Annotated in this window: 14 protein-coding genes and 1 pseudogene; 7 read left to right on the top strand and 8 right to left on the bottom strand. The window is 65.4% G+C overall.

What is annotated here, in order from left to right; translation table 11 throughout:
- Window positions 1-119 precede the first annotated feature (119 nt).
- Both ACJH6J_RS01640 and ACJH6J_RS01635 read right to left on the bottom strand, forming a co-directional pair.
- Window positions 120-1,487: an FAD-binding oxidoreductase gene (locus ACJH6J_RS01640; RefSeq protein WP_406803417.1), complete on the bottom strand. Its 1,368-nt coding sequence runs from the start codon at window positions 1,485-1,487 to the stop codon at window positions 120-122.
- Window positions 1,484-2,965, bottom strand: a complete 1,482-nt coding sequence (locus tag ACJH6J_RS01635; protein WP_073693799.1) for an APC family permease — start codon at window positions 2,963-2,965, stop codon at window positions 1,484-1,486. The genes ACJH6J_RS01640 and ACJH6J_RS01635 overlap by 4 nt, the downstream gene beginning before the upstream one ends.
- Before the next feature lie 221 nt (window positions 2,966-3,186).
- On the opposite strand from ACJH6J_RS01635, the gene ACJH6J_RS01630 reads away from it, so the two are divergent.
- Entirely contained in the window at window positions 3,187-3,984 is a 798-nt protein-coding gene (locus ACJH6J_RS01630) for an Ig-like domain-containing protein (protein ID WP_073693964.1), read from the top strand.
- 252 nt (window positions 3,985-4,236) lie between these two features.
- Here ACJH6J_RS01630 and ACJH6J_RS01625 read toward each other — a convergent pair whose 3' ends face one another.
- Both ACJH6J_RS01625 and ACJH6J_RS01620 read right to left on the bottom strand, forming a co-directional pair.
- Window positions 4,237-4,665: a hypothetical protein gene (locus ACJH6J_RS01625; protein WP_406803416.1), complete on the bottom strand. Its 429-nt coding sequence runs from the start codon at window positions 4,663-4,665 to the stop codon at window positions 4,237-4,239.
- 324 nt (window positions 4,666-4,989) lie between these two features.
- Window positions 4,990-5,205 (bottom strand): three-helix bundle dimerization domain-containing protein, encoded by a 216-nt coding sequence (locus tag ACJH6J_RS01620; protein WP_073693800.1) that lies wholly within the window; start codon window positions 5,203-5,205, stop codon window positions 4,990-4,992.
- A gap of 181 nt (window positions 5,206-5,386) precedes the next feature.
- Between ACJH6J_RS01620 and ACJH6J_RS01615 the strand changes: the two genes are divergently transcribed.
- Window positions 5,387-5,863: a nuclear transport factor 2 family protein gene (locus ACJH6J_RS01615; protein ID WP_406803415.1), complete on the top strand. Its 477-nt coding sequence runs from the start codon at window positions 5,387-5,389 to the stop codon at window positions 5,861-5,863.
- Here ACJH6J_RS01615 and ACJH6J_RS01610 read toward each other — a convergent pair whose 3' ends face one another.
- Window positions 5,864-6,367: a TetR/AcrR family transcriptional regulator gene (locus ACJH6J_RS01610; RefSeq protein ID WP_406803414.1), complete on the bottom strand. Its 504-nt coding sequence runs from the start codon at window positions 6,365-6,367 to the stop codon at window positions 5,864-5,866.
- A 53-nt stretch (window positions 6,368-6,420) separates the two neighbouring features.
- Between ACJH6J_RS01610 and ACJH6J_RS01605 the strand changes: the two are divergent.
- A pseudogene (locus ACJH6J_RS01605) lies at window positions 6,421-6,924 on the top strand (SDR family NAD(P)-dependent oxidoreductase); the annotation flags it as partial.
- A 114-nt stretch (window positions 6,925-7,038) separates the two neighbouring features.
- Window positions 7,039-8,031, top strand: a complete 993-nt coding sequence (locus ACJH6J_RS01600; protein WP_073693804.1) for an alpha/beta fold hydrolase — start codon at window positions 7,039-7,041, stop codon at window positions 8,029-8,031.
- 12 nt (window positions 8,032-8,043) lie between these two features.
- Here the strand turns inward: ACJH6J_RS01600 and ACJH6J_RS01595 are convergent, their stop codons facing one another.
- Window positions 8,044-9,183, bottom strand: a complete 1,140-nt coding sequence (locus tag ACJH6J_RS01595) for an acyl-CoA dehydrogenase family protein (protein WP_073693805.1) — start codon at window positions 9,181-9,183, stop codon at window positions 8,044-8,046.
- A gap of 93 nt (window positions 9,184-9,276) precedes the next feature.
- Between ACJH6J_RS01595 and ACJH6J_RS01590 the strand changes: the two genes are divergently transcribed.
- Together ACJH6J_RS01590 and ACJH6J_RS01585 are read left to right on the top strand one after the other, a co-directional pair.
- Window positions 9,277-9,861 carry a TetR/AcrR family transcriptional regulator gene (locus ACJH6J_RS01590; protein WP_073693806.1) on the top strand — a complete coding sequence of 195 codons (585 nt, stop codon included), beginning with the start codon at window positions 9,277-9,279 and terminating at the stop codon, window positions 9,859-9,861.
- A gap of 146 nt (window positions 9,862-10,007) precedes the next feature.
- Window positions 10,008-11,099, top strand: a complete 1,092-nt coding sequence (locus tag ACJH6J_RS01585) for a cellulase family glycosylhydrolase (protein ID WP_406803500.1) — start codon at window positions 10,008-10,010, stop codon at window positions 11,097-11,099.
- A 1-nt stretch (window position 11,100) separates the two neighbouring features.
- Here the strand turns inward: ACJH6J_RS01585 and ACJH6J_RS01580 are convergent, their stop codons facing one another.
- Both ACJH6J_RS01580 and ACJH6J_RS01575 read right to left on the bottom strand, forming a co-directional pair.
- The gene (locus ACJH6J_RS01580) at window positions 11,101-12,324 is read right to left on the bottom strand and encodes a DUF445 domain-containing protein (protein WP_082934677.1); all 1,224 of its coding nucleotides are present in this window, start codon (window positions 12,322-12,324) and stop codon (window positions 11,101-11,103) included.
- Between the two features lie 240 nt (window positions 12,325-12,564).
- Window positions 12,565-14,646, bottom strand: a complete 2,082-nt coding sequence (locus ACJH6J_RS01575; protein ID WP_406803413.1) for a PecA family PE domain-processing aspartic protease — start codon at window positions 14,644-14,646, stop codon at window positions 12,565-12,567.
- A gap of 406 nt (window positions 14,647-15,052) precedes the next feature.
- Between ACJH6J_RS01575 and ACJH6J_RS01570 the strand changes: the two genes are divergently transcribed.
- Window positions 15,053-15,397: a hypothetical protein gene (locus ACJH6J_RS01570; RefSeq protein WP_406803412.1), complete on the top strand. Its 345-nt coding sequence runs from the start codon at window positions 15,053-15,055 to the stop codon at window positions 15,395-15,397.
- Window positions 15,398-15,456: the final 59 nt, after the last annotated feature.

Here is a 15,456-nt window from a genome sequence, read left to right as displayed (position 1 = left end):
GTTCTCCCGTATTTGGTCCACGACTACTAGGTGAACTGAGTAAGCTGTTGCACTTTTCCTGCAATTGTCGAGAAGGCGTAAAACGGTTCCCAATTCAGGTTTGCCTCCGGTGCGCCGAACTATGGCGATGGTGAAATGCTCTGTTCGAACTGGAATATATTCTCGGGGTCGTATTTGGCTTTGACGGCGCGCAGTCGGTCGACATTCATTCCCCAATACGCGTGCTCCCAGTCGGGCATGCCGGCGTTCGGGACGTTGGTATAGGCGCCATTCATGAAGGGGCGCAACGCCTCGCCGAACTCGGTGATCCACCGTAGGCAGGCCTCGGTCAGTGGGTCGCCCGCTGCGGGGGCGCCCCGGATGCCCCAGCCCGCACCCGGCTCGGCGTAGAAGAGCGCATCGCGATGGGCGTACGCCGCGCCGCCGCATGGCTCGGTCGCGGCGGCGCCGAGCAGTGCGTTGGTGAAGTAATTGCATGCAGCCGTGGGTGCTTTCGACATGTAGGCGCCGACGAGCTGCACTGCTTCCGGCGGGAACGGATCAGTCATGAACTGCGAGAGGAACTTCCAATTCGCCGGCTCCTCGTCGAGCGGAATCTGAAAGCCGGCGAACGTGTCTGCCCACGTCCTGGCGCTTGCTTCGAGGCGGGGCGTACCCACGGCCAGGATCGGTGCCAGCATCTCCAGCGCTTCGGCTTCCGAACCGGAGGTCAGAACGCTGACCATCGAAATCTCGTCGCGACGGATCTCGAGCTGACTGGTGAGGCGGTGGTCCAGGAACGGCGCGCACTGCTGCCAGGCCTCGAACACCCCGGGTAGGTCATCGAGTCCGGGCCACCGCGCAACCACGTAAATGACCTGCGCCAGTGGATGAATCGAGTATGTCATCGAGGTGACGACACCGAAGTTGCCATTCCCGGCGCCGCGGAGCGCCCACAGGAGGTCCGGGTGATGAGTCTCGTCGGCGATGAAGACATTGGTGCCGTCTTCGGACGCGACGACAATCTCGGCCGCGATGAGGTTGTCGCAGGCCATGCCGAAGGCGCGGGTCAGTAGCCCGAAGCCGCCGCCGAGTGTCGCGCCGACCAAGCCGACGGACCCCTCGGTTCCGGTTGGCGCCGCGAAGCCCGCCCGGCCCAGTGCCGCCACCGCCTCGGATTGGGTGAGGCCGGCGCCGACCGTGGCGGTCCGTCGGCCGGCGTCTATTACTGCTGACTTCAGGTGGCTGACATCGATGACCAGTCCGTCGTCGACCGTGGACCAGCCTTCGAGACAGTGACGGCCGCTCCGGGCCCGCACCGGCACGTCGTGTTCCCGCGCCCAGGTCAGTGCATTGACGACATCGGTTGTCTCCTTGGCGAACACGATGGCTGCGGGCCGGTTGGTGTAAAGGAGGTTGAATCCGGCGCAGGACGCGGAGTATTCGGCGTCGTCCGGGCACACCACCTTTCCGGTGAGGGTCCCGGGCCGGGACGACAGCGGGATCATCGGTCTGCCGGTGTTGCGGCGAACTCGTCGATACCCGGTTCGGTGTCGAGTACCTCACGATTGAAGACGAGCATCTTGACGAAGTATGCGACGCCGACGGCGATGAGGCCGAGCACGATGAAGCCGGGTACCCGCGCCGAGTCGGGCGTCACGAGAACGAAGAGTGCGAAAGCCACCCAGACCAGTGCGATGCCCGCGACGGGAAGTTCGAAGCGGCCCAGTCCGAACCCACCTTCCTTGTGCTCCAGGCGTTTCCGGACGGCGAGGTACAGCACGACGATGGCTCCATAGATCAGCGCCGGCAGGATGGTCGACGCGATGATGAGCTGGATGAGCGCGGACCCACGCAAGGTCGCCATCAGCACAACCCCGACGATCAGGATCAGAATGGTGGCGGGCACCGGCGTCTGGGTGCGTGGATTGACCTGTCGCATCAGGGCATGGGCGGGGAAGCGGGCATCACGTGCCATGGCGAACACCTGCCGCGAGCACGCTGCCAGCACCACCATGCCGGCGCCGAACATCGCAAAGGCGATGCCGGCCAGGAGGATTCGCTCGGTGATCGAGCCGAGTTGGTCGCGAATGATCAGGGCGACGGGCGAGCCGCTCCGGCTTACAGCGGTGACGTTCTTGATCGCGGCCGTCAGGGCGATCAAGAAGACCAGGCCCATCACGCCCGCCGCTACGACCGACGCCACGATGGCGCGCGGGACACTGCGGAACGGATCTTTGGCTTCCTCCGCCAGGTTCGCGGCGGAGTCGAAACCGACGAGTGTGGTCAGGCCCATGATCATGCCGGCCATCAACCCACCTCCGACGGCGAAATAATCGGGGCTGTCTGCGGCGATCCCTCGGCTGGTGAGGTTGTCGACATTGCCGTCACCGGTGACCAGCATGACGACGCCGAGTGCCAGCACCAGAAGAACCACGATGCCGAGTTCGAGGCCGACCGCGCTGGAGGTGATCAGGCCGAGCAGGCGCGTCGAGGCGATGACCAGGACGGCCTGGATGATCAAGACCGCCACGGTGATCAGTCGCGCGGTGTCTTCGTCGTCGGACATGCCCAACAGCGGCATGAGCGCTTGACTGGCCAGGGCGTTGTCCATCGCGACCACCGCTATCGCGAGATACCAGAACGTCAGCCAGCCGAAGAGCCACCCGACCTTCGGGCTGGCCAAGCGCGACGCCCATTGATACGACGAGCCGCTGAGCGCGATGCGGGACGCGAACTGGGCGACCACCAGGGCAACGAGAGTCTGCCCGGCGGCGGCCACGACCCAGAGCCAGATGCCGACGGGGCCCGCGGTCTTGAGGAGGTCGTCATAGGTCCCGAAGATCCCGACCGCCACCGATATGAAAGCGAAGGAGACCGCGAAGATCTGAAAGCCGCTGAGGGTCCGTTTCAGTTCCGGTGTGTAGCCGCAGTCGACGCACTCGTCGTCTGCCGCGTCCGGAAGCGCAACACGGTCTGTTGTCATGGCATGGCCCAGCCTTCCGCTACCCCCGTAGTCATAATTGTCGCTTACGTCAATGGGAGATGTCGGCAGATTGCAGGTGTTGATCCGCGCCGTGATGTTGGGTGGCCAATCCGTGACGAATCTTTGACCGAAATATTGACGCGCCGTACGGATTTCGGCGTTCTGCGGCCCATACCATGACGGTGTTCAACCATGCGGCCAGCGACAAAGGGGTCGGATACATGCGGGTGTTTGTGCACGGAGTTCTTGCCGTGGTCGTGGTCGCCACGACCACCACTGGCGGCGCGCTCGGTATCGAGACGGCGGGCATTCGGCTGCCGTTGGGTTCGATCATCGAGTCGACGCAGCCGACGCAGGGCATTCCGGTCGGCGTCGCGCATCCGATCGTGGTGACGTTCAAACAGCCCATCACCAACCGGGCTGCCGCTGAGCTGGCCCTGGACGTGACGTCTTCGCCCGCCATGTCAGGCAAGTTCGAATGGCTGGACAACAAAGTGGTGCAATGGGTTCCGGATGGTTTCTGGCCTGCGCACAGCACCATCAAGCTGACGGTCGCCGGCCAGCCGATGGCGTTCACCACGGGACCGGCGGTGATCGGCACCGCTCATGTGGGGGCTCACACCTTCACTGTGACGATCGACGGCCAGACTTCACCGGATATGCCCGCGCCGCATCATCTTCCGCACCTGGGCGAGTCCGGTGTGCTGCTCGCGACCATGGGTCGGCCCGAGTATGAGACGCCGATTGGCAAGTACACCGTTTTGGCGAAAGACCGCAATGTGCTCATGGATTCGAGCAGCGTTGGCATTCCCGTCGATCATCCGGACGGGTACATGACGGAGGTCGAGTTCGCGGTACGCATCAGCCGACGCGGACTGTTCGTGCATTCGGCGCCGTGGGCCGTCGAGTCGATGGGCTTCGAGAACGTCAGCCACGGGTGTATTGGTTTGGCGCCCGCGGGAGCCGAGTGGTACTTCAACACCGTCAACGTCGGCGACCCGGTCATCGTCGAGCCGTAGCCTGCGCCGCAACGTAATTCGCATTGTTGTGCCGCGTTGATCCTGTGGCTGGGGTGTTCGCTACTCGTACAAATACGCCGTCAGTTCAGGGTCAAGGGGGGCGGGGCGCTGCGGTCGGTTGACCCTGCGTCCATGGCCTCAGCTACTCGCACAAGTGCGCCCTGTGATCAGGGTCAACGACCTCGATGCACGAAGCACCCGAGCCGCGAGGGCTCGGGTGCTTCGGTGAAAGCGGTTGTGCGGCTGGTTGATCTAGTTCTGCGGGCCCGGCTGGGTCGGCAGGTTGGGGGTCGGGCCGCCGGCGTCGACGGGACGCAGCGTCCGCGCTTCCTTGCCGTCCGCGATCCCGCCCATGTCCATCGGGATGGCAGCGGGGGCCGCAGCGATCGGGATGGGGGCGCCCAGCGGCAGGCCCGCGGGGATGGGAGGCACGATCGGCGGAACCGCTGCCGGCACCGGCGGGACGACCGCGGGAACCGGCGGCACCGCGGCCGGAACCACCGGAGCGGCGGCCAGGGGTCCGACGATGCCCGACGACTCCACGGCGGGCGCTGCGCATGGCGCGGCGGCAGCCGCGGCGGCAGCGGCAGGTGCCCCTGCTGCCGGCGCTCCCGCGGTGGCGCCCGCGTCGCACGCGTATCCGCCAGTCTTGAGTGGGACGGCGGCTGCGGTCGGGCTCACGGCCACGGCAGTCGCGCACACACCGGCGCTGGCAACTAATTTCACAGCGATTCGACCAAAGCTGATCATCACCGGCGTCTCCTTGAACGTGCCCTTAAATTACTGCGCCGAAAATTTGCGCAGCTGAACCGTAGGGCACGGCGAGAGGCTGGGTCCAGACATGTTTTCAATCGGATGCGCGCTCGACATGGGACTGAGCCGCGACCGTGACCGCACCGTTTCAATAGCCTCGAAGTGCTCACAGAGAGGTCTCGAAAGGCAATCGGGTGGTGCTGGAACCCGTTGTGACGCTAGCAAACTCAGTTGCGTGCCGAGCAAACGGGGCTAGTGGGCGGCGTCGCCGGCCAACAGCCTGGAAAGCTCCTCGTCGGCGCGACGTTCCACCAGCAGCGGGACGAAGTCCCGAATGGTGCTGCCGGCGAACTGTTCGCGCGCGCCTTCGATGACAGTCGTCACGCGCGCCGGGGGCAGGTCCGCAAACTTGGCTGTCAAACGGCTCTCGATTTCGGTGAACACCTGCGCTTCGGACTTGGCGGACATGCCTCGATCCTTCTCGGGTGCGTTGACAGCTGTCAACGCAGATGGTGCGACGTGTAGGCGAACTAACAATTGAGGCTGCCGTGTGAGCCGCCGGAAATGCCGCTGCTGCTCCTACGGTTGTCAAAGGCGGCGGGCTGCGCAGTCCCGCTCGGCCGCACCCCACCTGACGAGAGGCTCGCCCATGTCCGGCACCCCGGAGTCCCGACCACCCTTCCCGCCCTTCGACGAAGAGACGGCCCTGGTGAAGGTGCAGGCGGCCGAGGACGCGTGGAACACCCGCGACCCCGAACGGGTCGCGCTGGCATACACCCCGGACTCCGTGTGGCGGAACCGCGACACGTTCGTGACGGGACGCGCCGAGATCGTCGAGTTCCTGACGGCCAAGTGGGAACGCGAACTCGACTACGTGCTCCGCAAGAGCCTGTGGGGCTTCCGGGGGAACCGCATGGCGGTCCGCTTCCAATACGAATGGCACGACCACGGTGGGCAGTGGTGGCGCAGCTACGGCAACGAACTGTGGGAGTTCGACGACAACGGGCTCATGCGTCGGCGGGAAGCCAGCATCAACGATCTGCAGATCACCGAGTCGGAGCGCCGGTGGTTCGGCGTGCGGCCCGAGTCGGAACGTGTTCGGGGACATGACATCCCGTTGCAGTAGTCACCGGTTTCGCAGCGCACGGATGCTCTCGTCGAGGGCGGCCTCGAGATAAGTCAGGTCGCCGGTGGCCAGCATGATCCCGACGCCGCCCTGGATGCCGGCCAGCAGTGCGGCTGCCGCGCGCGTGGGGTCGACGGTCGGGGCGATCTTGTCCTGCTGCTGCATTGCCACGATGCCGGCGGCGATGGCACCCCGCCACGAGTCGATCAGTTCGGTGGTGACGGCCTGTGCGCCCGTGCTGGTGCGGCCGATCTCGGACATCAACACCGCGATCGGGCAGTTCTGCCCCTGTCGCCGGTAGCGCTCGACCACGACATCCCGCCAGCGCTGCCAGGCGGCCCATGAAGTGAGCGAGCTGAGGTGGGGCTGCTGGTCGTCGAGGACCCGCTGTGATTCGAGGGTGGCGACGGCGAGCAGCAACTGCTCTTTGCCGCGGGGGAAGTAGTGGAAAATCTGGCTTTTCGAGGTTTGGGTCCGCGCCATCACGTCTTCGATGGTGGTCATCGCGACACCGCGGTCCCGGATCTCGGCTGCGGCACCATCGATGATGCGGGCGCGGGTGGCTCGACATCCTGGTGAACAACGCCGCCACGCTGCTGATGCCGACCCCGACCGGTGAGGTCTCCCCGTCGGTGCTGCGAGAAGCGTTCGAGGTCAACGTCTTTGCCCCGTTCCTGCTCACGGGGGTGATCGCCCCCGAGATGGTGCGTGGTGGTGGCGGCGCCGTGGTGAACATCGGATCGATCACCGGACTGCGAGGGGCGAGCGGCTCGGCGATCTACAACTCCAACAAGGCGGCCATCCACGCGCTCACGGCGTCCTGGGCTGATGAGTACGGCCCGTTCGGGGTTCGGGTCAACGCAGTGGCTCCCGGACCGATCGCGACCGAGCGTCAACAGGAGTTCGAAGAACACATCAAACCGGTACTGGACCGGTTACCGTCACGGCGGATGAGTACGCCGGCGGAAGTCGCCGCAGCTGTCGCGTTCCTGGTCAGTGATGACGCGGCCAACATCCACGGTGCCATCCTCAGCGTGGACGGCGGCTGGGCGGCGGTCTGAACCGATGCCATCTCCAAAGGAGATGTTGCCTATCGCCATCTGTTATTGGACATGATGTGTGAGAGCGGGTGAGATGGTGCCGTGACCGGTGTGAGCAGAAGGCAGTTCGGCTTGATGGCGACCGCGGCAGTCGGCGCGGCGTCGTTGGCGGCGTGCGGATCGTCGTCAGAGCCGTCTGCTCCGCAGAAGCCGACGCCGCCGCCCGCGCCCGAGCACAACCTGAACGCGGTGAAGCAGATTCGGGCCGGCGACCTCGACGTCGGCTACGTCGAGGCCGGGCCGGCGGACGGCAAACCGGTGATCCTGCTGCACGGCTGGCCGTACGACATCCACAGCTACGCAGATGTTTCCGCGCTCCTGGCCGACCAGGGATTCCGGGTGATCGTGCCGTATCTCCGGGGCTTCGGATCAACCCGTTTCCTGGCCGCCACGACGATCCGGAACGGTCAGCAGGCGGCGCTGGCCGCGGACGTCATCGCTTTCATGGACGCCCTCAACATCCAGCGGGCGATCCTCGGTGGTTTCGACTGGGGCGGGCGCACGGCGAATGCCGTTGCGGCACTGTGGCCGCAGCGGGTGGCGGGTCTGGTGGCGGTCAGCGGGTACATCCTGGTCAATCGCGCTGCCAACCTCCAGCCGTTGGAGCCGAATGCCGAGTTGGGCTGGTGGTACCAGTACTACTTTGCGACGCCGCGCGGTGAACTCGGCTATCGGAAGAACACCAAGGAGTTCAACCGGCTGATCTGGGAGAAGGCGTCGCCGCTCTGGCACTTCACCGATGCGACCTACGGGCTGAGTGCCGCCGCGTTCGACAACCCCGACCATGTCGCCATCGTGATCCACAACTACCGGTGGCGCCTGAGCCTCGCGGAGGGTGAAAGCCGTTACGACGCAGACGAACAACACCTGCAGGCCAGGCCGCCGATCCGCGTCCCCACCATCACCATCGGCAGTGACTTCGACGGTGCGGCGAAGGACGGTGCCGGATACCGCTCGATGTACACCGCGGCATATGAACACCGGGTTCTCGACGGCATCGGCCACAACGTCCCTCAGGAGGCGCCCGCGCTATTCGCGAACGCCATCATCGACGTCAGCCGGATGTAGTCCGGCCGGCGGCTATTTGGCCAGGCTCCGGCTGATCACCAGCCGCTGAATCTGGTTGGTGCCCTCGAAGATCTGCATGATCTTGGCCTCGCGCATGAAGCGTTCCACGCGGTAGTCGCGGGTGTAGCCGGCGCCGCCGAAAACCTGGACGGCGTCGGTGGTGACCTTCATGGCCGCGTCGGTGGCGACCAGTTTGGCCACGGAGGCGTTGCGCGAGTAGGGCAGGCCGGCATCACGGCGGCGCGCGGCGTCGAGGTAGGTGGCCCGTGCCGAATCGACGGCGGCGGCCATGTCGGCCAGCAGGAAGCCGAGCCCCTGGTGGTCGATGATCTTGCGGCCGAACGTCGTTCGCTCCTGGGCGTACGCCACGGCCTGGTCCAGTGCGGACTGGGCCAGGCCGACGGCCACGGCGGCGACACCGAGCCGGCCGGCGTCGAGCGCGCTGAAGGCAATCGGCAGACCCTGGCCTTCGGCGCCGATCAGACGTTCGGTAGGGAGGAACGCACCGTCGTAGTGCGCCGACGTGGTGGGCACCGCGTGCAGGCCCATCTTCTCTTCGGGCCGCCCGAACGTCAGCCCCTCGGTGTCGGAGGGCACCAGGAAACACGAAACACCTTGGGAACCTTCGCCGGTACGCGCGAACAGGGTGTAGAAATCGGCGAGTCCGCCGTGGGTGATCCATGCCTTCGAACCGGTGATGCGGTAGCCGTCGTCGGCAGGCACGGCCTTGCAGGCCAGCGCCGCGGCATCGGAACCGGCTTGCGGCTCGGACAGGCTGTAGGCGCCGATCAGGTTGCCGCTCAGCATCTCTGGGAGCCAGCGCTGCCGCTGCTCGTCGGTGCCGAACGTCATCAGCGGATGGCACGACAGGCTGTGCACGCTGACCGCGATGGCCACCGACGCCCAGCGGGCGCCGAGTTCTTCGAGCACCTGGAGGTAGACCTCATACGGCTGGCCGCCGCCGCCCCACTCTTCGGGATACGCCAGGCTCAGCAGCCCGGCCTCGCCGAGGGTGGCGAAGACCCCGTCGGGGTACGTCTCGTCCTTCTCGTGCTGGTCGACGATGGGGTCGAGCACCTTGTCGGCGATGTCGCGGGTCAGCTCGATCAGCGCGTGGGCTTCGTCATTGGGCAAGAGGCGATCAACGGGCACCGGAACTCCACTAATACGTCGAACAGTACTGAATTACTTCACAGAGTACTGGTTTGGTAGTACTGAGTAAAGGGTCCGCAGTACTATGCCGGTGTGAGCGCGCGCACGTCCCCGGACTTCGGCACCCGTCGACGCACCGAGCTGTTCGATGCCCTCATCGCGTTGTTTCTCGACGAGGGCTTCGCGCACCTCACGCTCGACGACATCGCCGGGCGGCTGCGCTGTTCGAAGTCGACGCTGTACACGCTGGCCGGCAGTAAGGAGCAGCTGGTCCGCGCCGCGACGGTGCAGTTCTTCCGGCAGGCCACCGATGAGGTCGAGCAGCTGGTGGCCGGAGTCGAGGGGCCCCGCGCCCGGATCACGGCCTACCTGTCGGCGGTGGGGACGGTGCTGGACGCCGCGTCGGATCAGTTCATGGTGGACTTGGACGCCTTTGCCCCGGCCCGCAGTGTTTATGAGAAGAACACCCAGATCGCTGCTCGCCGGGTGCAGGAGATGATTGCCGACGGGGTCGAGAGCGGTGAATTCCGTGATGTCCATGCGGCTTTCGCTGCCGATCTGGCGTCGACCATGATGGTGCGCATCCAGCAGCGCCGGGTCCGCGAGAGTACCGGACTCGACGACGCCAGCGCATATCGCGAGCTTGCGGCCATCCTCACGGCGGGGATCAATGCCTGAGCAGGTGGCCTGACGTCACCGCCCGACATCGTGTTTGTTGCAACTCGATAAGCACGCCCCAATGGCCCCATCAAGATCAGTAGCCTCGTGCGGTGGACCGCAGAACCGTTCTCAAGGTCCCGCTGCTGCTGGCAGCGGGTTCCGCCATGGCCGGATTCTCGGGACCGGCTCTGGCGTCCGCGGCCGGCGCGCGTTGGACGCCCGAACGGGCCAACAGCTGGTACCAGGGGCAGGCCTGGCCGGTCGGCGGCAACTACATCACCTCCACCGCGGTCAACCAGATCGAGATGTTCCAGTCCGGCACCTACGACCCCGGCCGCATCAACGCCGAACTGGGCGCCGCTCGCTGGTTCGGGTTCAACACCGTGCGGGTCTTCCTCCACGATCTGCTGTGGGCGCAGGACCCGCAGGGCTTCTCGCAGCGCCTGACCCAGTTCGTCAGCATCGCGTCCAGTAACGGCATCAAGCCGCTGTTCGTCTTCTTCGACTCCTGCTGGGACCCGCATCCGAAACTCGGCGTGCAGCGGGCCCCGAGGCCGGGTGTGCACAACTCGGGCTGGGTGCAGAGTCCGGGTGCGGACCGTCTCGGCGATCCGAAATACCGTGCCGTACTGCAGAATTACGTCACCGGCGTGCTGAGCCTCTTCCGTAACGACAACCGGATCCTCGGCTGGGACCTGTGGAACGAACCCGACAACCCGGCCAGCGTCTACCGCAAGGTCGAGCGCAGCGACAAGATGCAGCTGGTCGCCGACCTGCTACCGCAGGTATTCGCCTGGGCGCGGGCCGTCGACCCCGTACAGCCGCTGACAAGTGGTGTGTGGCAAGGCAGTTGGGCCGATCCCGCGCAGCGCAGCGCCATCGCGTCGATCCAGCTGGACAACTCGGACATCATCTCGTTCCACAGCTACGCCAAGCCGGCCGACTTCTCCGCCCGGATCGATGAGCTCGCCCCACTGGGCCGGCCCATCATCTGTACCGAGTACCTCGCCCGCAACCAGGGCAGCACCGTCGAGGGCATCCTGCCAGTTGCCAAGCAGCGCAACGTGGGCGCGTACAGCTGGGGACTCGTGGCCGGCAAGACCCAGACCTACTTCCCGTGGGATTCGTGGGATCACCCGAACCCCGCGGAGCCGAAGGTCTGGTTCAGCGATCTGCTCTACCCCAACGGGCGGGCCTTCCGCGACAGCGAAGTCCTCACCGTCCGGAAGCTGACCGGAACACCCGGCCCGACGTAGGTCAGTGCGCCAGCAGCAGGATGAGCTGCGCCTGCAACTCACCGAACAGGAAACCGAGGGCGGCGCCGAGCACGACGACGATCCACTCGTCATCCTTGAACGCCGGGCGCAGCAGGTTCTCGAACGACAGTGAGTCGAGCACCATCATCTTGCTGACCATGACGTTCTCCAGATCGAGGCGATCACGCATGTATCCCTCGATGTACGTGGACGTTTCGGGCAGCTTGTCGATGATGGAGTCGGTGATCTGCTTCTTCATGTCCACGTACTGACGGCCGCCGACGGATTTGATGATCTTGCCGGTGAAGCCCATCTGCGTGTCGATGGTCGCGCTGATCTCGGTGGAGATCATGTCGAAGAACCGGTCCGACGACGGGCCGTTGAGCATGCTCTCCATGATGGCCTGGGGCGTGAAGATCTCCCGGGCCATCAGCGCCGCGTAACCCTCGACGACCTGCTTGCGTTCCCGCTGGAAGACGCCCTGCCACTTGATGCCGAGGAAGACGTTCTTGCGCTCCAACGGCCGGAAAATCATCTGCAGCGCAACGTAGTCGGTGAGACCACCGGTCAGCAGACCGAACAGCGGCAGCGACCAGTGCCAGTTGGTGATGCCGAACACCACGGCCTGTACCAGACCGATCAGGAAGCCGAAGAGCAGGCCGGACATGATGAGGAACTTGAACGCGGGCTTGCCGATGTCCTGGAAGACGGTGTTGAGCGTGACCTTGTCGCGCACCAGGTTGGTGACGACCATGTGCTTGATGTCGAAAATCTGGTCGACCTGACCGCGAAGCTTGTCGAACATCGCAGCCATGGCCGTCGGGATGCGCTTCTCGACGTTCTTGACGACGACGTCCTTGAGCTGGTCGGGCGTCGCCCGCCAGACCTGCGGCTGGAACGACATCATGATGGTGTCGACCATCTCGGCGGAGGTCTGCCGCAGGGGTTCGGCGAGTTCCTTGACCAACTCGTTCGGGTCGATCTTGTCGAACATCTCCTCGGGTTTGAGGATCTCCGACGTAAGCGAATCCACCGCCACGGCAGCCATTTTCGGCGCGCGCTTGGGAATCTGGCCCTGCCAGCCGAGGTACGGCGGGATGCCCTTGAACTCGACGGGGTAGAACATCATCTTCAGGGCCATGATCTTCGTGATCCAGCCGACGAAGGCCGCGCCCAACGGGATGGTGACGTATACCCACCAGGGATAGGCGAACGCATTGGCCATGAGACTCTCCACCTGGCTGTCTCCCATCAGTCGCGTCCAGTGCATAGCTGGACTACGTTAACCGGCGACCACGTGCGAGAAGACTAATGGGCGCGTCAGTTCCGCAACGCGGGATCGCGTATTTTGTCAACCCCGCGCGAACCGCCTGATGATTGGGTATGGCGGACCGAAATTCGACGTGTCAGCCGCCCCCGTTCCGCCGCGGAGTGCGGCGGAACAGTGGACGATTTCGATCTACGACTACAGGTCGAAGACCGTCGATCCGTTTGCGGTGGAGTAGTCGATGTAGATCCGGTTGTGCAGGAACGGCATTGCGCCGGTGTTCGACAGTTCGGCGTTGTAGTCGTCGGTGGTCACCGTCGGCCGGAACGTCGAGGTGGTGGTGTAGGAGTAGAGCAGGTTGCCGTCGGCGTCGTACACCGAGATCGGCGTGCCCGCGTTCAGCAGGTAGTAGCTCACCGTGCCGTCGGCCGCTTTGACGGGGGTCATCTGGGAGGAGTTCACCAGTGTCGACGGGATGGTGCCGTAGACGCCACCCGAGTCGATGAGCAGATTGATGGGTGTGTTGACCCCATTGATGGTTATCGAACCGATCACGTTCGGCGAACCCGACGTGGTGACGCGCGCCGGCAGCGGGTTGGGGCCGAAGGTCAGCGTCTTGCTGGCCTCGTCGATGTAGATGCCGTTCTTCAGCGCACCGGGCAGGCCGGTGGTGACCAGTCCGGGGCCGGGGCCCACCGCGTTGGTGCCGACACCGAGGACACCGACGACCCCGTTGTACTTCAGGAAGTTGGCGAATGCGGTCTGCTGAGCCGGGTCGGTGATGACGTCGACCGGGACAGGCGTCGTGACGAGGCCATTACCGAAGTTCACCGTGGTGTTGTAGGTGTTGTAGGTGTAGGTCAGCCCGCCGCTGTAGGCGCCGGTGCCGGTACCTACCGAATTGCCGAGCCCGGTCTGGCCGACGTTCTTGGCATTGACCACCAGCCCGGACGATCCGGTGTCCACCAGCACCTTGATGCTCGGCCCGCCGTTCACCGAGATGGTGACGATCGGCTCGACGCCCGCGTACATGGACAGCGGAACCGAGGCGTAGATGCGGGCGTTGGTGGTGGCGTCGACGATGATGGCCTTGATGTCGCGATTCGCCGACCAATAACGCGCGGTCTTCAGCGCGGTCACGGCCTTGCCGATCAGCGCCTCGTTCGACTTCAGCGCACTCAGGTTCGTCGCGGTCGGGTTGGCCGCGTACGCGTCCATCAGAGTCTGCTGGTTCGCCTGGTACGTCGTGAGATAGGTGGCCGCCATCCGCAACTCGTACCGGGAGTACCCGTTGACCCAACTGGTGCCGAGGAGCGTGCGCGCCTGCGCGATCTCCGTCAGCGCGGTGTTGATGTACTCGTCCGCGGTGACAGTCTGTCCCGGCTGCCACGTCTCGGTGGGTGCCGGGGTGAGAGTCGATGCGGCACTGGTCTTTTCGGTGGTGGTGGCCAGGGCGGGCGTGATGCCCAGCAGCTTGCTCACGGTTTTGGTCGTGCCGACCACGGACGCGGCGAGGGTCTCCTCTGTGGCCAGGGTGGCGGCGCCGAGCGCCTGGCCGACGGCCGCGAGTACCGACAGCAGTCCGGAGATGTTGGCGGGGGCCGTCGGCGAGGTGACGCTGCTGAGCGCCTTCGCGGCGGTGTTCGGAATCGAAGTGATTGCAGCCGTGGATGTTTCGGCTGCCGCGACGGTGACCGGCGGCGTGGCGGCCGGTGCCGGTGACGGCGTCGCCGCGGCGGCAGGCGTCGCGGCCGCCGGCGAGGCCGTGTCCTTGGCTGCGGTGTCCGTGGCCGGCTTGACCGCGGCGGCCGACTTGAGCGGGTTCTTCGTCGACGGGTTGTTCGTCACCGCCTGGGCGGCGGCCGAGGGGAGCTTCGCGACGGTCCCGGCGTTCGGGGCGGTCGCCGAGCGGCCGGTGTTGTCGGCCTTCGTGCGGCGATTGCGGGCGGGCTTCGCGTCGTTGTCGCCGTCCGCGGCCTTGGTGTCGGCGGGCTGGGTGTCCGAAGCGGGCTTGGTGTCCGACGTGGCCTTGGTGTCCGACGCGTCCGCAACAGCGGCCGTGTCCTTCTTCTTGTTCTTGGCGGGCTTCTGGGCGGGCGGCTTCTTGGCCTGTGCCGGCGCGGACGACGCGGCGGACTCGGAGTCGGTCGACGGGGCAGCGCTCGCGACAGCCGCGCTACCGAGGAGTGCCGCGCTGACGCCGACCGCCGCGACTCCGGTGCCCAGCCACGTCGATACCGCCAAGTTCCGGCGTTGCGGGCGACGGTGTGCACCAGCCATTTCGGGTCCTCCATAGTCACGCCGCGCGGCCATCGGACCCCGGCAGATCGACCGCTACTGCGGCATTACCGCACTGCAGTCTGGCAGACGGGTGTCGCGCCGCAGTACAGACAGAAAATTAACAGTTGTGAACGACTGCCGCAGCGCTTCTGGCAAAGATTTATGCCAGTGTCGTCAATTACTGCGGGCCGGCGAATAACGGGTATCCGCCGCCGGTAGGTGGCACCGCCTCACACCGCTGACGTGCGGTGGGTGAGCCGACTCCGGCAAATCGCCCACGGGTTACCATCCGCGGACGTAAATTTGCCTTGCTTGGCGATTACGCGTTGCGCGGGCGGCACTTTCAAAGGGGGCGTTGGTGGCTGGACGGATCGGCCGACTCGGCTGCAGGGCAGTGCACCGGGTGATGACTGTATTGATTCCCCTGGCCGTGGTCTGCGCCTACGCGGCACAACTGGTGGAGCCGGTGACCCGGACCGCGGTGACGCCCACCGCCGAGATCGTCTCGGCACCGTCGACCATCGGTATGGCCGACTCCAGCCTGTACGGCATGTCGAAGCAGGACATCGACACCACGCTGGACATGCTGCAATCCATGGGCGTCCAGGACGTCCGGGTCTACATCCCGTGGGTGTACACGCAGCCGCTGCCGAACCAATACAACTGGGCGCCGATCGACGACATCATGAATGCGGCGAAGGCTCGCAACATGGGCGTCCTCGCAAGAGCAATGATCAGAACCTGTGGATGAGCCTCGGCGAGGCGGCGTAGGAAAGGGCGCACCTTCCCGAGGATGATCTGAATGTCGAA

This window comes from Mycobacterium sp. SMC-18 (genome assembly GCF_045310895.1).
Lineage (GTDB): Bacteria > Actinomycetota > Actinomycetes > Mycobacteriales > Mycobacteriaceae > Mycobacterium.
Note: the sequence above shows the minus strand (reverse complement) of the source record. Positions and strands in the feature narration are given on the sequence as shown.

Coding starts and splice junctions, on each gene's coding strand:
- ACJH6J_RS01575 (WP_406803413.1), bottom strand. CDS start 14,646: ATGGCTGGTGCACACCGTCGCCCGCAACGCCGGAACTTGGCGGTATCG.
- ACJH6J_RS01615 (WP_406803415.1), top strand. CDS start 5,387: ATGTCCGGCACCCCGGAGTCCCGACCACCCTTCCCGCCCTTCGACGAA.
- ACJH6J_RS01600 (WP_073693804.1), top strand. CDS start 7,039: ATGGCGACCGCGGCAGTCGGCGCGGCGTCGTTGGCGGCGTGCGGATCG.
- ACJH6J_RS01640 (WP_406803417.1), bottom strand. CDS start 1,487: ATGATCCCGCTGTCGTCCCGGCCCGGGACCCTCACCGGAAAGGTGGTG.
- ACJH6J_RS01580 (WP_082934677.1), bottom strand. CDS start 12,324: ATGGCCAATGCGTTCGCCTATCCCTGGTGGGTATACGTCACCATCCCG.
- ACJH6J_RS01570 (WP_406803412.1), top strand. CDS start 15,053: ATGACTGTATTGATTCCCCTGGCCGTGGTCTGCGCCTACGCGGCACAA.
- ACJH6J_RS01635 (WP_073693799.1), bottom strand. CDS start 2,965: ATGACAACAGACCGTGTTGCGCTTCCGGACGCGGCAGACGACGAGTGC.
- ACJH6J_RS01630 (WP_073693964.1), top strand. CDS start 3,187: ATGCGGGTGTTTGTGCACGGAGTTCTTGCCGTGGTCGTGGTCGCCACG.
- ACJH6J_RS01610 (WP_406803414.1), bottom strand. CDS start 6,367: ATGACCACCATCGAAGACGTGATGGCGCGGACCCAAACCTCGAAAAGC.
- ACJH6J_RS01620 (WP_073693800.1), bottom strand. CDS start 5,205: ATGTCCGCCAAGTCCGAAGCGCAGGTGTTCACCGAAATCGAGAGCCGT.
- ACJH6J_RS01585 (WP_406803500.1), top strand. CDS start 10,008: ATGGCCGGATTCTCGGGACCGGCTCTGGCGTCCGCGGCCGGCGCGCGT.